Genomic DNA, 19,229 nt, shown 5'->3' with positions numbered 1-19,229 from the left:
GCTTTTTTTGAGGGGAGAATTGCAGATGCGTACGATTCAAGATGCGATGCGTCACTTGGAACGGATATCCGTCTACCTAGAGGTCAAAGGGGAAAATCCATTTAAAATCAATGCTTTTCGAAAAGCAGCAAGTATCCTCGAAGCGTCTGATGCAGACTTCATGGAGATCGAAGATTTCACGGCGATGAAAGGGATTGGTAAGGGAACGGCTGCCGTACTGGAAGAATATCGACAAACCGGAACGAGTACTGCTTTGACGGAACTCGAACAAGAAGTACCGGAAGGGTTGATCGCCTTACTAAAAATTCCGGGTCTTGGTGGTAAGAAACTTGCTAAACTGCATGAAGTCGGTGTCATTGATGCGGATTCCTTTGCAGAGAAATTAGCGGATGGTACAGTCGAGGCGATGCCTGGATTTGGTAAGAAGACGGTCGAGAAATACGTCAAAGCGCTCGAAACGTTTGAAACACGACCAGAGCGTCTGCCATACGGTGTTATGCGAAAGGTCGTTGCTGAATTAAATCAGACACTTGCAACGTTTGATGAAGTCATCCGCTTCGAAGTCGGTGGAAGTTTCCGACGGGCAGAAGAGACATGTAAGGATCTTGATTTCATCCTTTCGACGAACGAACCGGAACGGATCAAGGAGCAACTTCTTGAACTATCGCTGATTGATGAAGTCATCGCTGCTGGTAGTACGAAAGTGTCACTCGTCTTAAAACGAGATGTCTATTATATCGCGGTTGATTTCCGAATCGTGGATGACGCGGCGTACGCGTCAACGTTACACCATTTCACGGGTTCAAAAGATCATAATGTTCGGATGCGTCAACTCGCCAAAGAACGGGGAGAGAGTATTTCTGAATATGGTGTCGAGACGGAGAACGGTTTAGTGCAGCCAAAGACGGAAGAAGAATTATTTGCACGGTATGACTTACCGTTCATCGCACCGGAATTACGGGCGGAACGGCAAGAGTTCGAACAGGATTTATCAAAACTCTTGATTGAACAAGACATTCAGGCGGATGTTCATATGCATACGACGTGGTCAGATGGTACCTTGTCTGTCGAAGAATTAGTCGATGCATGTGCAGCACGAGGCTATACGTGGATAGCGATCACCGATCACAGCAAGTACATGAAGTTCGTCAATGGATTGACGGAAGATCGCTTGCGTGCACAACGCGTCGAGATTGAAGCAGCGCGAGCAAAGCATCCCGAGATGACGATTTTATGTGGTGTCGAGATGGATATTTTGCCCGATGGATCACTTGACTATGAAGATGACTTCTTACAAGAGATGGATTATGTCATTGCATCCATCCACTCGAAGTTTGATCAGACAGAAGAAGAAATCATGCAACGACTCGAAAATGCTTGTCGTAATCCATACGTCTCTCTCATTGCCCATCCGACGGGACGAATCATCGGTAGACGTGAAGGGTATGCCGTCAACGTCGATCGATTGATCGAATTAGCAGCAGAGACAGGAACAGCACTTGAGATGAACGCAAACCCAGCGCGATTCGATTTGACGGCAAGTTCCCTTGCGAAAGCCAAGGCTGCCGGAGTAAAGATTTTGATCAATACGGATACACACCGACCAGAAATGTTAGAAGATATGAAACTTGGTGTCCTTCATGCACGTAAAGCCTATTTGGAGGCGTCTGATGTCATCAATACGTGGAGTGCCGAAGAGGCACTTGCATTCTTCGGTCGAAAACGTTTAGGAGTGGATTAAATGAATGCCAACGCATTACGCGTATTAGAATATGAAAAGCTAAAAGAAAATATGCTCGCCTTCACGGCAAGCTCACTTGGTGCACAGTTCGTTCGAGCGATGCGTCCTGCGGAAGAGTTCGAGCAGGTCAAGGAATTGTTAGCTGTCACGACAGAAGCAACAACGGTCTATCGCTTGCGTGACCGTTATCCGTTCGGTGGATTGACAGATGTCCGGAGTGAGGTCAAGCGGGCAGAGATTGGCTCTGTCCTCTCGACAAGTGAATTATTATCTGTCGCAGACGTCGTCTATTCCGGACGACAAGTGAAGGCGTTCCAAGAACGACTACACGAGGATCATGCAGATCTACGATTACCACGCCTTGATAGTCGAATCGAGCAAATCACGAAGCTCGTTGAAATCGAACAAGGCATTCGTCATGCGATCGATGATCAGGGAACTGTCCAAGATTCAGCAAGTGATAAATTACGAGCGTTACGCAGTCAGTTGCGCTCGCTCGAAGGACAGGTTCGCTCAAAAATCGATAACGTCTTACGCAGTAAAGCGAAAATGTTGTCTGACGCAATCGTGACGATGCGAAATGATCGGTATTGTGTACCGGTCAAACAAGAGTACCGTCAAGCATTCGGGGGAATCGTCCATGACCAGTCGGCGTCCGGTGCAACGTTATTCATCGAACCACAAGCTGTCGTTTCTGCAAATAACGAGATTCAAGAAGCGCGTTTGAAAGAACGAGCTGAAATCGAACGAATCCTCGCCCAACTATCAGCACTTGTCGGTAGTGTCGGTGATTCGCTTCGCATCAATCTCGATGTCCTAGCTGAACTCGATTTCATCATGGCGAAAGCATTATACGGTCATCAAATCGGAGCTGTCGAACCGCGTTTGAATGAAAATCGCCATATCATTCTGAAGGAAGCACGCCATCCGTTCATTCCGAAGGAGGAAGTCGTACCGATTACTGTATCGCTTGGTGGTGATTTTACGTCACTCGTCATCACCGGTCCAAACACCGGTGGTAAGACAGTCACCCTCAAAACAATCGGTCTTCTACAATTGATGGTGCAATCAGGACTATACGTGCCGGCAGCAGATGAGACAGAGCTCAGTGTCTTCGATGCGATTTATGCCGATATCGGGGATGAACAGTCGATTGAACAAAACTTATCGACGTTCAGTTCGCATATGACGAACATCGTCTCGATGATGGAGAAAATCGATTTCATGAGTTTGGTCCTGTTTGATGAGTTAGGTGCCGGAACGGACCCGACAGAGGGTGCTGCCCTAGCAATCGCGATTCTAGATGAAGTCAAACGCCGCGGAGCGCGCGTTGCAGCGACGACGCACTATTCGGAGTTAAAAGCATACGGATATAACCGAGAAGGAGTCGTCAATGCATCGATGGAATTCGATGTCGAATCACTTAGTCCGACGTATCGACTACTCATCGGTGTACCTGGACGATCGAATGCGTTTGAGATTTCAAAACGCCTCGGACTCGAAGACCGGATTATCGACGCAGCACGTGGTCAAATCGGTAGCGACGCTCAGTCCGTCGAGACGATGATCGAACGATTGGAAGAAGCGAAACAACGTGCTGAAACGTTAGAGTCTCAGTTGCTAGAAGAGAAGAAACGACTCGTTGCAGAGCGTGAGCAATTCGAGCAAGAACAAGCCGAAATCCAGGTAGAAAAGAATGAGATTTTGGCAAAAGCAGAAGAAAAAGCAACGCGTGCTGTCGAACGTGCGCAAAAAGAAGCGGAAGGCGTCATTAAGCGCTTGAAGGAATTACGTGATGCTGGTGCCGTCAAAGAGCATGAACTGATCGAAGCACGTAAAAAACTTGAAGATGCGAAACCGAGCTTGCAAGAGAAGCGAATTGCGAAAGTGAAAGCGAAATACGACCAAACGCCACGTTTTGATAAAGGGGAAGAAGTCAAAGTTACGACCTTCAATCAAAAAGGCTATATCATTAACCAACAGGCAAACGGAGAGTATACGGTTCAAGTCGGGATCATGAAGGTGAACGTCAAGCCGGAAGATCTCGCGAAGATCGGCAGTACACCAAAACGTCCGCAAACAAAAGGGCGTTCTGGTGGAACAAGTATCACGAAACAATCGGCACCTTCAGCTGAACTCGATTTGCGTGGCGTACGTGTCGAAGAAGGGCTGTCGAAGCTTGAGCGCTTCATGGACCAAGCCTTGTTATCGAACTACGACCACATTCGTGTCATTCATGGTCTTGGTACGGGAGCGATGCGTCAAGGTGTCCAAGAATTCTTGAAAGGTCATCGTCACGTCAAAGGTCATCGCCTAGGTGGACAAGGTGAAGGCGGACACGGTGTGACGATCATCGAACTGAAATGAGGAAAGTAAGATGAACATTTTTGAGAACGTCTATGTCTATACGACAGCGCTCTATTCGGTCGCGGGATTACTGATCATTTTAGGACTTGCACTTTTTGAGTTGACAACCCGATATAAAAACTGGGAACATATCAAGAGTGGCAATATCGCTGTTGCGTTAGCAACAGGTGGAAAAATCATCGGACTCGCCAATATCGTTCATTTCGCTGTTCAGGGGGAAGAACGAGTCGGGTCGATATTTCTTGAAAGTGCCTTTGGCTTCTTATTATTGATATCGACATACTGGATCTTTGAATTCCTGACACCGAATTTGCCGGTAGACCGTGAAATCGAGAATGGCAATATTGCCGTCGGAATCATTTCATGTGCCTTATCAATCGGCATGTCCTACGTCATCGGATCAGCGTTAGTGGGGTGAATCCGTGTTAGAACGTTTAGCGAAAATCATGTTCGGGGTTTCGATCGCCTTTTTGGTCGTCGGTATCCTCTGGATTGTATTTAATTAAAAGAACCGGTCTTACCGTGTGATCATTCCGTACTGACATCGTTTCAGTACGGAATTTTTATTGGAAGCCACGCCTAATCAAAAAAGGAGGAACGCATATGAACGTACGAAAAACAACAACGGCAGAAACAAGACGCCGTGCTTTTGAAGCGATGCAACTGATCTCTTGGAAGGATATTTTTTGGGTTGTCGTTGGATCGGCGATTCTCGCTTTTGGGATCAACTACTTTACGATTCCAAACGACTTATCAGAAGGTGGATTGATCGGGATCACGGTCATTTTCTACTATCTGTACGGATGGGATACAGGACTTGTGTCACTGATTGCGAACGCTTTGCTATTCGTCGTCGGTTATCGATTCCTCAGCCGGAAGACGATGCTCTATTCCGTCATCTCAGTCGCAGTCACATCGTTTGTCCTCTCCTCAACAGCAAGTCTTGCGACTTCGTCAGATAGCCGCTTGATTGGTACGGTCTATGCGGGAATTCTGATTGGTGTTGGAATTGGTCTCGTCATTCGAGCAGGAGGAACGACGGGTGGGGGCGTCATCATCGCTCGACTCATGAATAAATATTTGAATCTTAGTATCGCAGTCTCGATGTTCATCATCGATGTCGCAGTCGTCGGTGCATCGGGTTTTCTATTTGGAGAAGAGACGATGCTGTATACGTTGATTGCGATCATCATTGGCTCGTACTTGATTGATCTCGTCAGTGAAGGATTGAACGTCCGTGAAGCGGTCACGATCATCAGCCATCGCCAAGAAGAGATTGCGACGATTCTAACAGAGACACTTGGTCGTAGCGCAACAGTCATTCATAGTCATGGTCATTTCACGAAACAAAAGAATGATATGTTATATATGATCGTCGATAAACGACAACTTGCGCCTTTGAAGCAAATCGTCGAAGCAGCAGACCCGCGCGCCTTCGTCGTCATTCATAAAGTACGGGAAGTCATTGGGGAAGGATTTACGTATCCATCTCGTTAAATCATGCAAAATCAGTGTTCGTCCTCTTTCGAAAAGGAGAAGGGCGAATACTGTTTTTTTTGTATCGTGAATTCTGGTTGAAAGAATCAAAAAACCAGCAAATTCAATTTCTTTTTTTGGATTTTACTGGCATGTCGAATTGAAATCAACGTATAATAAAAATGAATAGTAATTCATTATCAGGGAGGGAAACGTATGGAATCCGTTTGGTTATCTGATTATCCAGAGCAAGTACCCGCATCGATTGATTATCGAGAAGTACCGCTTTATCAGGCGCTTGATGAGGCAGCGACTGATTTTCCGGAACAACGTGCCTTGAGTTTCTTAGGAAAACGTATGACATTTCGTGAAGTACGTGATGAAGCGCGTGCCTTTGGAAGTCTGCTACAGGAACAGGGACTTAAAAAGGGAGATCGCGTCGGACTGATGTTACCGAACTGTCCCCAGTATATGATTAGTTATTATGCTGTCCTCTACGCAGGGGGAATCGTCGTCCAAGTGAACCCGCTCTATACGGACCGCGAACTCGAACAGATTCTCGTTGATTCAGGGGCGCATATGCTCGTGACACTCGATCTACTTTATCCAAAAGCATCTCGCGTCAAGACAGCGACTGCACTGAATACGGTCGTGACGACAAGTATCGCGGATTACCTTCCCTTCCCTAAAAATAAACTGTATCCCATTAAAGCACGGAAAGATAACAACATCATCATCGATACGACAGGTTCGATTCCATTTTTATCACTACGTGGGTATGAACCGATCGCACCAGTCACGATTCAACCGAAAGAAGATGTCGCTGTTCTTCAATATACGGGTGGAACGACAGGGGCTCCAAAAGGTGTCATGTTGACGCACTTCAATTTGAGTGCGAACGTCGAACAAATCGACAAATGGTTCTATAAATACAATCGAGGAGATGGACGAAAGCTGTTAGCCGTCGTTCCTTATTTCCATGTCTACGGGATGACGTGTAACCTCAACTTTGGTATTTTTAATGCGTATGAACAGATCATCGTTCCAAAATTTGATATCGAACAAGTACTGAAGACGATTCATAAAGAAAAACCGAATCTGTTCCCAGGTGCTCCGACGATGTATGTTGGTTTATTGAATCATCCGAAGCTGAAGAAATATGATCTCTCTTCGATTGAAGCTTGTATTTCTGGTTCAGCCCCACTTCCAGTCGAAGTGCAGGAAAAATTTGAAGCGTTGACGGGGGGGCGAATCGTTGAAGGATACGGTTTGTCTGAAACAAGCCCGGTCACGCATACGAACTGTATTTGGGACCGCCGAATTCCTGGAACGGTCGGCATTCCGGTACCTGATACGCAAGCGAAGATCGTCCAAGCGGATGGTGAGACGCCGGCTGCACCAGGTGAAATCGGCGAAATCATCGTTACAGGACCGCAAGTCATGAAAGGGTACTGGAAGCGACCAGAAGATACCCAAGCTGTTTTACGAAACGGTTGGTTGCATACGGGAGACCTTGGCTATATCGGCGAGGATCACTACTTCCGAATCGTCGATCGAAAAAAAGATTTAATCATTGCTTCCGGGTTCAACATCTATCCACGAGAAGTCGAAGAAATCTTATATGAGCATCCGGCAGTCAAAGAAGCGGTCGTCATCGGTGTTCCCGATGTTTACCGTGGAGAGACCGTCAAGGCGTTCATCGTCGTCAAGGATGAGATGACGGTCACGGAAGAAGAACTCGACCAATTCTGTCGAAAACAGTTGGCTTCATTCAAAGTACCGAAGCAGTATGAATTCCGCCAAGAGTTACCGAAAACGTTCGTCGGGAAGATTCTCCGTCGTGTTCTTGTTGAAGAAGAGCGTGCCAAACAACTCGAAGAAAGCAGTTGACAGGATAAAATGGCATGATAGAATAAATATGAATGAACCATCATTCATTTTATGCGTTAGGAGATAGTGGAATGAAACGAACAATGTCAAAGAGTGACCGCATCATTGATGCCGCTGTAAAAGTCATCGCCAAAAACGGCTACCATGGAGCGAAGGTGACTGCCATCGCAAAAGAAGCCGGTGTTGCGGATGGAACGATTTATCTGTACTTCAAGAATAAGGAGCACCTCTTGATTTCGCTCTTCCAAGCGAAAATGGGGAGTTTCATCGAATATTCCGAAGGACAAATCGCGAATTATACGTCAGCGACGGAACAGTTGGCAGCATTGATTGAAGCGCACCTCGAGCAATTATCCGTCGACTATGATTTGGCGGTCGTCACGCAGATCGAGTTACGTCAATCGAACCAAGACATGCGCCAAAATATCGCTGCTGTCTTGAAACCTTACTTGCATCTGATTGATCGGGTCGTCAAGCACGGAATGACGACAGGTGAGTTTTCAAACGAACTCGATTATCGATTGGCACGTCAGATGATTTTCGGAACGATCGATGAGGTCGTGACGAGCTGGATGGCAAGTGGATTCAAATATGAGTTGCTTGAGACACGCGACGGGATTCATCGGATGTTGATCAAAGGGCTGAGTTAAGCCCTTTTCATGAAAACAATCATGTAAGCGGATACAAAGGGTGATGGTGAATAGACGACAAGGGGGAGCATGAGATGGAAATCTATGTACTGTTGAAACGCACATTCGATACGGAAGAAGCAATCCAACTCGAGAATGGTCAAATCGATGAGGATGGCGCAGAGTTCATCATTAATCCATATGATGAATATGCTGTAGAAGAAGCAATCCGTGTCCGTGATGCACAAGGGGGAACGGTGACGGTCGTGACGGTCGGACCGGAAGATGCGGACAAGGAATTACGAACAGCACTCGCGATGGGAGCGGATCAAGCCGTTCGTATCTCCATTGAAGATGACATTGAAGAAGCAGATCATTTTACGATTTCTGAAGTGCTCGCTGGTTATTTGAAGGAACAAACGGTTGATCTCGTCATCGCCGGAAACGTCGCAGTCGATGGAGGAAGCGGTCAAGTGGCACCTCGTGTCGCAGAATTGCTTGATATTCCTTACGTGACGACAATTACGAAGCTAGAGCTCGACGGAACGAAAGCTGTCGTGACACGTGACGCTGAAGGGGACACGGAAACGATTGAAACAACACTTCCGTTACTCGTGACGGCGCAACAAGGATTGAACGAGCCACGTTATCCAAGTCTTCCGGGGATCATGAAAGCGAAGAAAAAGCCGCTAGAAGAACTCGAACTCGATGATCTCGAACTTGATGAAGACGAACTCACACCACGTCTAGAGACGATCGAGCGTTTCTTACCACCGAACAAAGCAGCGGGTAAGATTCTTGAAGGTGAACTGAACGAGCAAGTCGCACAGCTCGCATCATTATTACGCAACGAAGCAAAAGTGGTCTAAGGGGGAGAAACGAATGACAAAAGCATTAGTACTCGCAGAATCACGGGATGGCAGTTTACGGAATGTGTCGTTTGAGGCGATCGCAGCAGCACGACGTGTCGCTGACGAAGTCATCGCAGTCCTGATTGGACACGATGTCGCAAAGGATGCGGATGCACTAGCATCACGCGGAGCGGACCAGGTGCTCGTCGTCGAGGATGAGCGTCTTCTACACTACACGCCAGACGGTTACGGACAAGTCTTCCTCGAGTTGATGAACCGGACATCACCCGACGTGCTCGTCTTCGGACATACGTCGCTCGGCAAGGATCTATCACCGAAGATCGCGGCCAAATTGCAAGCCGGTTTGATCAGTGATGTGACGGCGATTGAAGGGGAAGGCGCGGATGCGTCATTCATTCGCCCGATCTACTCGGGGAAAGCGTTTGAAAAAGTCAAAGTCGCAGAAGGCAAGACACTCTTTACGGTCCGTCCGAACAACATCGATCCACTTGAAGCAGGTAGTTCACAAGGGACGGTTGAATCCGTTACGGTCGAACTAAAAGATTTACGTACGATTGTCTCAGACATCGTACGCAAAGCCACGGGTGGCGTTGATTTATCAGAAGCAAAAGTCATCGTCGCAGGTGGGCGTGGTGTCAAGAGCTCAGATGGATTCGCCCCGTTACAAGAACTAGCAGATGTCCTCGGAGGAGCAGTCGGTGCTTCGCGTGGTGCCTGTGATGCGGATTACTGTGACTACGCGCTGCAAATCGGTCAGACGGGTAAAGTCGTTACGCCGGATCTGTACATCGCTTGTGGGATCTCAGGTGCGATTCAACACTTAGCAGGAATGTCGAATGCAAAAGTGATTGTAGCCATCAATAAAGACCCGGAAGCGAACATCTTCTCGGTTGCTGACTACGGCATCGTTGGCGATTTGTTCGACGTCGTTCCGCTATTGACAGCTGAATTCAAAAAAATGCTCGTTCACGGATGAGTTTGAACACCGGTGCCATCGTCATGGCGCCGGTTGTTTTTGCGGATTTTTCGCGTGAGCAGTTTCGTTTGTTGGAAGAGACTGCTATGATATACTCGAATCAATAAAGAGATCACCCATTTTTTTACCGGGTTGATCTACTCATTAGGAGGTTATGATCAATGGCAATCGTACACGCAACTAGCCAATCATTTAAAGAAGAAACACAAGAAGGACTCGTCCTTGTTGATTTTTGGGCAACATGGTGTGGACCATGTCGTATGCTCGCACCAGTTCTTGAAGAACTCGATGCTGACATGCAAGATGTAAAAATCGTCAAAGTTGACGTGGATGCAAACCCAGAAGTCGCTGGAGCATTCCAAGTACAAAGTATCCCGACACTCGTTCTCTTCAAAGATGGACAACCTGTCAACAAAACAATGGGCTTCATGCCAAAAGACGCACTTAAAGAATTCGTTGAAACATCTAACTAATTCTTTTCTGCATATCAAAATGGACCGCTCTGCATAGGCAGAGCGGTCCATTTTTTAATTACATTGGTGAACAAAGTTCGATGAGGTGACCATCAGGATCAAGAACGTACGCAACGACTTGCCCCCATGGTTTTTCAACAGGAGCGAGTACGGTCTCGTATCCCGCCTCTGCGACATTTATATAAAGAGCAGGGACGTCATCCGTGACAAATCCGATCTCTAACGTCTGTTGTACATTTCCACTTGGTATCGCGTAACCCGGTATCAACTGTTGCACATCTTCGCGTGTATTAAAAGCGAGTGTCGTCTGACCGGTTTCGAACTCGATGTAACTACCATGCTCCGCTTTAACGGATAAACCAAGAACGTCTCGGTAAAATGTTAAGGTCCGTGAAGAATCTTCGCTATAAAGAATCGTGTAGCCATATTGAATCATTAAAAGACCTCCTATCAATCTTCAAATAACGAAGCGATGTCTGAAGCGGGCGTTGGGTAAGCGAATCCAGTCTGCTGCATCGAAGTACTTGGAATTCGGTGCTGCATGGCAAACGAGAAGTAGTTTGCTAGTTCCGCTGCATGTACACCGATGAAGTGTGCGCCGAGCACTTGATCATCTTCACCGACAAGGACTTTCGCTCGAGCAAAACTATCTTTGATCCGTGCGTTCGTTTGCCAGGAAGATGTATCAATCAATCGACCACGGTAAGGGATACCGGCCTTTTTCAAAGAGGCTTCCGTTTCGCCGACGAGGGCTAGGTTCGGAGCGGTGAACACGACACTCGGTACCGGAAGTAGCTCCAGTTTCCGATTGTTCCCTTCAAGCATGTTATCAGCGGCGAGCCGTCCTTCCGTTCCAGCGAACGGTGTTAAGGCAGGATTCCCGCTGACAGCGACGTCTCCTGCAGCATAGATATGTTCCACAGAAGATTGGAGATATTCATTGACGTGTATTCCTTTTTCGTTATGCTCAACGCCAATTGCTTCGAGACCAAGCTGGTCGATACTCGCAACACGTCCAGTTGCGTTCAAGACGACGTCGGTCTTCAACACGTCACCGTTAGACAACCGAAGTGAGTCCTCTTCATAGGCGACGACTTCCGCCTCTTTGATGATCGAGATGCCAAGTGCTCGCGTGGCATCGAGTAAAACATCGACCAATTCACTTTCGAATTGTTTTAAAGGGTGAGAACGTAAGACGATCGTGACGTCTGCTCCAGCAATCCGAGCAAGATGTGCGAACTCAAACGAGATATAACCGCCACCGACACAGACGAGTCGTCGGGGAAGTTCTTTCAGTTCAAGAAACTCATTACTAGTTATGAAACGTTCGCTACCGGGTACAGATAATTCGCGAGGACGCAATCCAGTTGCGATTAAAAACTGCTTCCCTTCGATTTCTTCTTCACCAATTCGGAGACGATGCGAAGACACGAAATGAGGTTCGCCGTGGAAATAGTCGATGTCTGTTTCGGCGTACCGTTTTCGTGTTTGCTCAGGAATAGCACGTGTGTATTCATTCTTTCGCTCCATCAATTGGCGCCAATCAATCGAAATCAATCCTTTAACACCATATCCGAGCAAGCGCTCGACAGCATCTTTCGTTTCACTACCTGTTAGTAAGATTTTTTTTGCGTCACATCCGCGTTGTGCGCAAGTACCACCCGGAGTGAAGTTTTCAACGATGGCAACACGTAGTCCTTTTTCAATGAATTTATAAGCCGCTTGATTTCCAGCGGAACCCGTTCCAATCACAATGCAATCATATGTACGCATTTTTCATCCTCCATATGTCATAATCAATGTATGGTATTTACCCGAACGAATAAAACTAAAAACGGTGAAAGGAGACATTTATTTGGGACATCAAGAACATATTAAAGCGAAACTATCCCTTTTACCTGATGAGCCGGGATGTTATCTGCACAAAAACGAATTTGGCGAAGTCATCTATGTCGGAAAAGCAAAAAATCTAAAGAATCGTGTCCGCTCCTATTTCACGGGAGCACATGATATTAAGACGGAACGTCTCGTCGCGGAAGTCCGTGACTTCGAATACATCATCACAGCGAGTGAACTAGAAGCGTTATTGCTTGAGATGACATTGATTAAAAAGCATGATCCGAAATACAATATCATGTTGAAGGACGATAAATCTTACCCGTACTTGAAAATTACGAATGAGACCTATCCACGATTGATTACTACACGTAAGTTAAAAAAAGACGGCGGACATTACTTCGGTCCGTATCCGAATGCGTATGCAGCGAACGAAACAAAACGTCTGTTAGATCGTTTATATCCGTTACGCAAATGTCAGCCGATGCCGAAGAAACTCTGTCTGTATTATCATATCGGTCAATGTCTCGGTCCGTGTGAAATCCCGAATCTTGAGTCGGAACAAAAGGCACTCGTATCGGAAATCCGACGCTTCTTATCGGGCGACACGAAAGAACTCGTTGAAAGCTTGAAGCACAAGATGGCAGAAGCGGCCGAGACGATGGAATTCGAACGTGCAGGAGAATTGCGTGATCAAGTGCGAGCCATTGAGTCGATCATGAACAAACAAAATATGATCACGGCGGATTTGACATCACGTGATGTATTCGGGATTCACGTTGATAAAGGCTGGATGTGTGTCCAAGTATTTTTCCTTCGCGGGGGGAAAATGATCGAGCGCGATGTCTCGCTTTTCCCGATTTATGGTACGCCAGCCGAGGAACTGGAGAGTTTCATCGTTCAATTCTATGAAAAGAACATCAAGCCGAGTGAAGTCTATGTACCACCACTCGTCAATCAGCTTCTCCTCAAAGAGGCGCTTTCAATCAAAATTCACGTTCCGGTCCGAGGATCGAAGCGGAAATTACTTGATTTAGCGACGAAAAATGCTGAAAATGCGATATCTGAACGCTTTGAATTGTTAGCAAAAGATGAGAAACGCACCGTGCAGGCAGTCGAGGAGCTCGCGAATGCAATTGATGTCCATCCATTATCACGAATCGAGATCATCGATAATGCGAACATCCAAGGAGCAGACGCTGTTTCGGCGCTCGTCGTCTTTGAAGACGGTAAACCACTCAAAAAGGAATACCGGAAATTCAAGATTCGGACAGTCCAAGGACCGGACGACTATGAATCGATGCGTGAGATCGTTCGTCGCCGTTATCGGCGATTGTTACTTGAAGGAGCGCGCCTTCCGGACCTCGTCTTAATTGACGGAGGAGTTGGACAGTTGAATGCTGCTTTAGAAGTCATTCAAGATGAACTTGGCTTATCCCTTCCGGTCGGTTCATTAAAAAAAGATGACAAACACCGAACGAGTCAGTTGTTATTTGGAGAAGATGCTCGTCTCATCGAACTAAGTCCTCGTTCAAGTGCGTTTTATCTACTGCAGCGCATGCAAGATGAAGTGCATCGGTTTGCTATCACGTTCCATCGCTCACTCCGTTCAAAAGGAATGACCCGTTCCTTGCTTGATGAGATACCAGGAGTCGGACCGAAACGACGGCAACAGTTGATCCGCCATTTCGGATCGATGCGTAGTCTGCGTCGTGCGACGATTGAGCAGTTGGCAGAGGCGGGATTGCCCGTGAAATTAGCGGAAACCGTTGCCGAATATTTAAGTCAAGCGAATGAAGAATAAAAAAATGCCGTCCTCTTGAAGAGGGCGGCATTTTCAAAAGATTAGTTATTGATGTACTTCTCGTAGTATGAACCGAAGTCGCGCTGGTTCCACTGATGGTAGTGACCTTGAAGCCACTCGAAGGATTGTTCAGACAGTTCCTTGAACGTTTGCGGTACGTTCATGTCACCTTGGCGAAGACCACCGAGAATCGTGACCGAATGATTCAGTGAACTGTTAGCGAACTCAAGCATTTTTTGTCCTTCATACTGTTTTTCAGCGATAGCAAGAAGTGTTTTATAAAGATCTTTCACATGTTCGAGTTGTTTCTTATCGACATCGATTGAATAATGTTTTCCACCGATTTCGAATTTGATTTCGACATCAAGGTCGACCGTTCCAGCCGTTTCGAACATGACATGACGGATCGGATAATGGGCATATGGATAACGATACAAAACGCGTTTCGAACTGACGGCACTTTCACCATCTAGATGAATTAAAGCCAAGTTCGTAAAGCAATACTCATCAGATTTAGATTTAATCAGGAAATAGATTTTTTCGCCGTCTTCATGTAAAACATAATCGTCAGCGGCTGCCTTGTCGAAATCATCAGGGTGAATGACTTGTCCGATATCACTGAATCCTGTTAAATCGGCTGCTAATTTTTTGAACATGTGAAGTTCCTCCTCGCGATTTGTGTACGAATGATTTTACGATCACTTACTGCAAAAGGTTTCAAGTTCTTTTTCGATGTGAGAAACAAGGATTCCTGTCTGGAACTATGTAATAAATCAACCGAGTGGTTCAAGTGGATCTTTTGGATCGATCTGGACCGTAATCTGGATGAGTTCCTTATTCACCTCAGCGTATCCTTCCGCAACACACGCATTAAAACGCGAATGTTGTTCAGCGAGAAAACCAGCTTCGAGTTGGAAATAACCTTGTGGACGTTCGTCTCTCGTCGTTTCAGGCGGAGAAAGAATATACGAAATGACAGTACCTTTCTGTTTCTTGACCTCAAGCATTCCCCAACCTGCTTGTTCGAAGAACGAAGATAACTCGGATTCGTCGACGACAGGGAATTGACGAGCCAAACGCTTGCCTGCCCAGTAAATGACTTGCCGATAATCCGATCCTAAAAGATCGGTCAGCACATAATCTCGGATCAATTCGATACCGAAAAGTGGTGTTTGATTTGGTGTAGCGTCCATCATGATTCACTCCTATCTGAGAACCATTATACCGAGATGATTCTTGTCGGTCATTGTTTTCCTAAAAAAATTTGCAGTTAAATGCAACGGCTCGGGTTGTCTTCTAAAAAGGACAGGAGTAGAATAAGTGATGAAAAGACGAATTTCCTTATGAAAGCGCTTTTCTACCAAAATGCGCCAACGGTTGATTGGCAAACAAAAGGGGGGATTTGGATGGCGAATCATCGTGATTTCGTGAGTCGTAAAATACACTCACTGCTCGGCGTCATTCCAATCGGGTTATTTTTACTTTCGCACTTAACGACGAACTACTTCATCGTACGTGGTGAAGAGGACTTCAATAAGGCCGCGGAATTCGTGGGGAGCGTTCCGTATCGATTGTTCTTAGAGATCTTTGTCATCTTCATTCCGATCATCTTGCATGGTGTCTACGGTGTATACATCGCATTCACAGGTTCTGCGAACACAGGACGTTATACATACTTCCGGAACTGGATGTATGTACTGCAACGCTTCAGCGGAGTGTTCCTCGTCGTGTTCATCACATGGCACGTTTGGGAAACACGGATTGCCGCTGCGATGGGAACAGCAGTCGATGCAAGTATGATGCAGAACATCGTCGATAATGGATTCATGCTCGCGTTTTATATCGTCGGGATCTTGGCGACGACTTTCCACCTAGCAAACGGACTTTGGACGTTCTGCATCACGTGGGGAATCACGCAGTCACCAGCATCTCAACGAGCGATGTCTTACGTGGCAGCACTCGTATTCATCGGTTTATCGTTTGTAGGCGTACGCTCGATCTTAACGTTTGCAGGCGTGTTGTAAGGAAAGGGGAACTGACAACATGGCGAACAAGAATCTTGTCATCATCGGTGGAGGGCTTGCCGGATTGATGGCTACGATAAAAGCAGCAGAGCAAGGCGTACCAGTTAAGTTATTCTCACTCGTACCCGTCAAACGCTCACACTCTGTTTGTGCACAAGGTGGCATTAACGGAGCAGTCAATACGAAAGGGGAAGGCGACTCACCATACCAACATTTCGATGACACGGTATATGGGGGAGACTTCCTCGCAAATCAACCACCTGTTCAAAAAATGGCGGAAGCGGCACCGAAAATCATTCATATGTTCGACCGAATGGGTGTCATGTTCAACCGGACACCGGAAGGGTTGCTCGACTTCCGACGTTTCGGTGGAACATTGCATCACCGGACGGCATATGCTGGTGCGACGACAGGACAACAACTGTTGTACGCACTGGACGAGCAGGTTCGTAAGTTCGAAGCGCAAGGTTTGGTAGAAAAATATGAAGGATGGGAATTCCTTCGTGCAATCATCGATGACAACGGCATTTGTCGCGGAGCGGTCTGTCAAAATCTCCGGACGATGGAAATCGAAGCATTTGCGGCTGACTCCGTCATCCTCGCGACAGGTGGTCCTGGGGTCATCTTCGGAAAATCGACGAACTCGGTCATCAATACAGGACAAGCAGCAGCTGCTGTCTATCGTCAAGGTGCGATCTATGCGAACGGTGAGTTCATTCAGATTCACCCGACAGCGATTCCTGGAGACGATAAGTTGCGTCTCATGAGTGAATCAGCACGAGGCGAGGGCGGTCGTGTCTGGACGTATAAAGACGGTAAACCGTGGTACTTCCTCGAAGAAAAATATCCGGCATACGGAAACCTTGTTCCACGAGATATCGCAACGCGCGAAATCTTCGACGTCTGCGTTAACCAAAAACTCGGCGTCAACGGAGAGAACATGGTCTATCTCGATTTGTCGCATAAAGATGCGAAGGAACTCGACGTTAAACTTGGTGGGATTCTTGAAATCTACGAGAAGTTCGTCGGCGACGACCCACGAAAAGTACCGATGAAGATCTTCCCTGCCGTTCACTATTCGATGGGCGGATTATGGGTCGATTACGATCAAATGACGAACATCCCTGGATTGTTCGCAGCAGGTGAATGCGATTACTCGATGCACGGTGGTAACCGTCTTGGAGCGAACTCACTTCTTTCAGCCGTATACGGCGGAATGGTCGCTGGACCATCAGCAATCGCATATATGAACGAACTTGAGACATCGGTTCATGAGATGAACGAGGAAGTTATCGAAGCGCATAAAATTGAAGAGATCAATCGTTTCAACGACATCTTATCGATGGAAGGTACGGAAAATGCGTATCAAATCCACCGTGAGCTTGGCGAGATCATGACAGATAACGTCACGGTCGTTCGTTATAACGATAAGCTTGAAGAAACCCTTACAAAAATTAAGGAACTCCGCGATCGTTTCACACGCATTTCGGCAACGGATACAGCACGTTGGAGTAACCAAGGGGCATCGTTCATCCGTCAGCTCGATCATATGCTTGACTTAGCAGAGGCAATCACACTCGGTGCGTTGAAACGCGACGAGAGCCGTGGAGCACACTACAAACCGGACTTCCCGGAACGTAATGATGAACAGTTCTTGAAGACGACGATGGCGCGTTATACGAATGGTCATCCGGAAATCTTCTACGAAGACGTCGACACGTCGTTGATTCCACCACGGAAACGCGACTACAGCAAGAAGTCGAAGAAAGAGGTGAAAGCATAATGGCGACACCACTCGAATCATCTACTACGCAAAAATCGGTTCAATTCATCGTCCAACGTCAAGATGGACCAGATGGTAAACCGTATGATGAGGCGTTTGAAATTCCTTACCGTCCAAACATGAACGTCATTTCCGCTTTAATGGAGATTCGTCGAAATCCTGTGAATGCTGCGGGTGAAAAAACAACACCAATCAACTGGGATATGGGTTGTTTAGAAGAAGTTTGTGGTGCTTGTTCCATGGTCATCAACGGTACGCCACGTCAGTCGTGTACGGCGCTCGTTGATAAATTGGAACAGCCGATCCGCCTTCAACCAATGCAGACGTTCCCAATCGTTCGTGACCTCCAAGTTGACCGTCAGCGCATGTTTGATGCGTTGAAAAAAGTCAAAGCGTGGGTTCCGATTGATGGAACATATGATTTAGGTCCAGGACCACGGATGCCAGAAAACAAACGTCAATGGGCATATGAGTTATCAAAATGTATGACATGCGGTGTATGTCTCGAAGCATGTCCGAACGTTAACGATCGTTCGACATTCATCGGACCGGCATCGATCTCGCAAGTCCGTCTATTCAACTCGCATCCGACAGGAGCTTTCCACAAGGAAGAACGTCTTGAGGCGTTGATGGAAGACGGCGGGATCATGCAGTGTGGTAATGCTCAAAACTGTGTTGAAGTTTGTCCGAAGGGAATTCCGCTGACGACTTCGATTGCAGCAATGAACCGTCAGACGACACTTCACTCATTCAAGAAGTTCTTCGGTAGTGACGAAGGACGGACAGGTGAAGCAGTTAGTTCATGATTTATCAAAGAAGGAGCTTGCTCCTTCTTTTTTCATTCAGACAGGAGGAACTCATTGTGCGCGTACCAGCTTATATTCCAGAACTCGAGTCATGGCTTGAACAGATGAAACACGGAACGCGGCTTGACGTCGCCGTCCGGTTCGCGGAGACTGATGCCTACGGTCATATGAATAACCGAGTACCATTCGTCTATTTCGAGGACGTTCGGACATTGATGTTAGAAGAAACCGGATATTCGCTTGCAGACGATGGGATCATCGTCGTTGCGGATGCCCAGTGTAACTACATTCGCCAAGTCTATCCACGGGCGCGTCTCTCTGTCTATGCATACCCGGTACACGTCGGCAGTGCATCGTGTGACGTACATTACGCAGCGTTTGATGAGCAGGAGGAACTGATGTTCACAGGACGGACATCAATGGTCCAAATCGACCGTTCCGGGAAAGCATTCCCATGGAGTGAAGCGTATAAAAATTCCTTGCAGAATCGATTCGAATCCGTTATCATTTGATAATGAGTTCACATATTCGAAAACGACTCACTAGTACGTT

Annotated in this window: 18 protein-coding genes; 14 read left to right on the top strand and 4 right to left on the bottom strand. The window is 46.8% G+C overall.

Annotated features, from left to right (window positions below; genetic code table 11):
- Positions 1 to 25 precede the first annotated feature (25 nt).
- From polX to trxA, 9 genes are all read left to right on the top strand, one after another.
- Positions 26 to 1,741, top strand: a complete 1,716-nt coding sequence (gene polX, locus ADM98_RS13835; protein WP_053454003.1) for a DNA polymerase/3'-5' exonuclease PolX — start codon at positions 26 to 28, stop codon at positions 1,739 to 1,741.
- Complete coding sequence (locus ADM98_RS13830; protein ID WP_053454002.1) at positions 1,742 to 4,108, top strand: endonuclease MutS2; 2,367 nt, start codon at positions 1,742 to 1,744, stop codon at positions 4,106 to 4,108. It abuts the gene before it with no gap.
- Between the two features lie 10 nt (positions 4,109 to 4,118).
- Positions 4,119 to 4,526: a DUF350 domain-containing protein gene (locus tag ADM98_RS13825; protein ID WP_023469001.1), complete on the top strand. Its 408-nt coding sequence runs from the start codon at positions 4,119 to 4,121 to the stop codon at positions 4,524 to 4,526.
- Between the two features lie 185 nt (positions 4,527 to 4,711).
- Positions 4,712 to 5,605 (top strand): YitT family protein, encoded by an 894-nt coding sequence (locus ADM98_RS13820; protein ID WP_053454001.1) that lies wholly within the window; start codon positions 4,712 to 4,714, stop codon positions 5,603 to 5,605.
- A 195-nt stretch (positions 5,606 to 5,800) separates the two neighbouring features.
- A complete protein-coding gene (locus tag ADM98_RS13815; RefSeq protein ID WP_053454000.1) occupies positions 5,801 to 7,474 on the top strand; it encodes an AMP-binding protein in 1,674 nt (557 codons plus the stop codon).
- A 71-nt stretch (positions 7,475 to 7,545) separates the two neighbouring features.
- The gene (locus tag ADM98_RS13810; protein ID WP_053453999.1) at positions 7,546 to 8,124 is read left to right on the top strand and encodes a TetR/AcrR family transcriptional regulator; all 579 of its coding nucleotides are present in this window, start codon (positions 7,546 to 7,548) and stop codon (positions 8,122 to 8,124) included.
- A gap of 74 nt (positions 8,125 to 8,198) precedes the next feature.
- Positions 8,199 to 8,972, top strand: coding sequence for an electron transfer flavoprotein subunit beta/FixA family protein (locus ADM98_RS13805; protein ID WP_023468996.1), 774 nt, complete (start codon positions 8,199 to 8,201; stop codon positions 8,970 to 8,972).
- Between the two features lie 13 nt (positions 8,973 to 8,985).
- Positions 8,986 to 9,951 (top strand): electron transfer flavoprotein subunit alpha/FixB family protein, encoded by a 966-nt coding sequence (locus ADM98_RS13800; protein WP_053453998.1) that lies wholly within the window; start codon positions 8,986 to 8,988, stop codon positions 9,949 to 9,951.
- A 161-nt stretch (positions 9,952 to 10,112) separates the two neighbouring features.
- Positions 10,113 to 10,424: a thioredoxin gene (trxA, locus tag ADM98_RS13795; protein WP_023468994.1), complete on the top strand. Its 312-nt coding sequence runs from the start codon at positions 10,113 to 10,115 to the stop codon at positions 10,422 to 10,424.
- A 58-nt stretch (positions 10,425 to 10,482) separates the two neighbouring features.
- Here trxA and ADM98_RS13790 read toward each other — a convergent pair whose 3' ends face one another.
- On the bottom strand, positions 10,483 to 10,860 hold the full coding sequence (locus ADM98_RS13790) for a VOC family protein (RefSeq protein WP_053453997.1): 378 nt from the start codon (positions 10,858 to 10,860) through the stop codon (positions 10,483 to 10,485).
- A gap of 14 nt (positions 10,861 to 10,874) precedes the next feature.
- A complete protein-coding gene (locus tag ADM98_RS13785; RefSeq protein ID WP_053453996.1) occupies positions 10,875 to 12,197 on the bottom strand; it encodes a dihydrolipoyl dehydrogenase family protein in 1,323 nt (440 codons plus the stop codon).
- Positions 12,198 to 12,279: 82 nt separating this feature from the next.
- Here ADM98_RS13785 and uvrC point away from each other — a divergent pair, with 82 nt between their 5' ends.
- On the top strand, positions 12,280 to 14,064 hold the full coding sequence (uvrC, locus tag ADM98_RS13780; RefSeq protein ID WP_053453995.1) for an excinuclease ABC subunit UvrC: 1,785 nt from the start codon (positions 12,280 to 12,282) through the stop codon (positions 14,062 to 14,064).
- A 41-nt stretch (positions 14,065 to 14,105) separates the two neighbouring features.
- Here the strand turns inward: uvrC and ADM98_RS13775 are convergent, their stop codons facing one another.
- Positions 14,106 to 14,720, bottom strand: a complete 615-nt coding sequence (locus ADM98_RS13775) for a PH domain-containing protein (RefSeq protein WP_023468990.1) — start codon at positions 14,718 to 14,720, stop codon at positions 14,106 to 14,108.
- A gap of 117 nt (positions 14,721 to 14,837) precedes the next feature.
- Positions 14,838 to 15,260, bottom strand: coding sequence for a DUF2507 domain-containing protein (locus ADM98_RS13770; RefSeq protein WP_235504902.1), 423 nt, complete (start codon positions 15,258 to 15,260; stop codon positions 14,838 to 14,840).
- Positions 15,261 to 15,470: 210 nt separating this feature from the next.
- Between ADM98_RS13770 and ADM98_RS13765 the strand changes: the two genes are divergently transcribed.
- From ADM98_RS13765 to ADM98_RS13750, 4 genes are read left to right on the top strand one after another with little or no spacing between them, the layout of a single operon-like run.
- On the top strand, positions 15,471 to 16,088 hold the full coding sequence (locus ADM98_RS13765; protein ID WP_053453993.1) for a succinate dehydrogenase cytochrome b558 subunit: 618 nt from the start codon (positions 15,471 to 15,473) through the stop codon (positions 16,086 to 16,088).
- A gap of 19 nt (positions 16,089 to 16,107) precedes the next feature.
- Complete coding sequence (sdhA, locus tag ADM98_RS13760) at positions 16,108 to 17,871, top strand: succinate dehydrogenase flavoprotein subunit (RefSeq protein WP_053453992.1); 1,764 nt, start codon at positions 16,108 to 16,110, stop codon at positions 17,869 to 17,871.
- Positions 17,871 to 18,677 (top strand): succinate dehydrogenase iron-sulfur subunit, encoded by an 807-nt coding sequence (sdhB, locus tag ADM98_RS13755; RefSeq protein WP_023468986.1) that lies wholly within the window; start codon positions 17,871 to 17,873, stop codon positions 18,675 to 18,677. The genes sdhA and sdhB overlap by 1 nt, the downstream gene beginning before the upstream one ends.
- A 56-nt stretch (positions 18,678 to 18,733) precedes the next feature.
- Positions 18,734 to 19,189: an acyl-CoA thioesterase gene (locus ADM98_RS13750; RefSeq protein ID WP_053453991.1), complete on the top strand. Its 456-nt coding sequence runs from the start codon at positions 18,734 to 18,736 to the stop codon at positions 19,187 to 19,189.
- The last annotated feature ends 40 nt before the right edge of the window (positions 19,190 to 19,229 follow it).

Source organism: Exiguobacterium sp. BMC-KP (genome assembly GCF_001275385.1).
GTDB lineage: Bacteria > Bacillota > Bacilli > Exiguobacteriales > Exiguobacteriaceae > Exiguobacterium_A.
The sequence above is the reverse complement of the archived record's forward strand: the minus strand, read 5'-3'. Positions and strand labels throughout refer to the sequence as shown.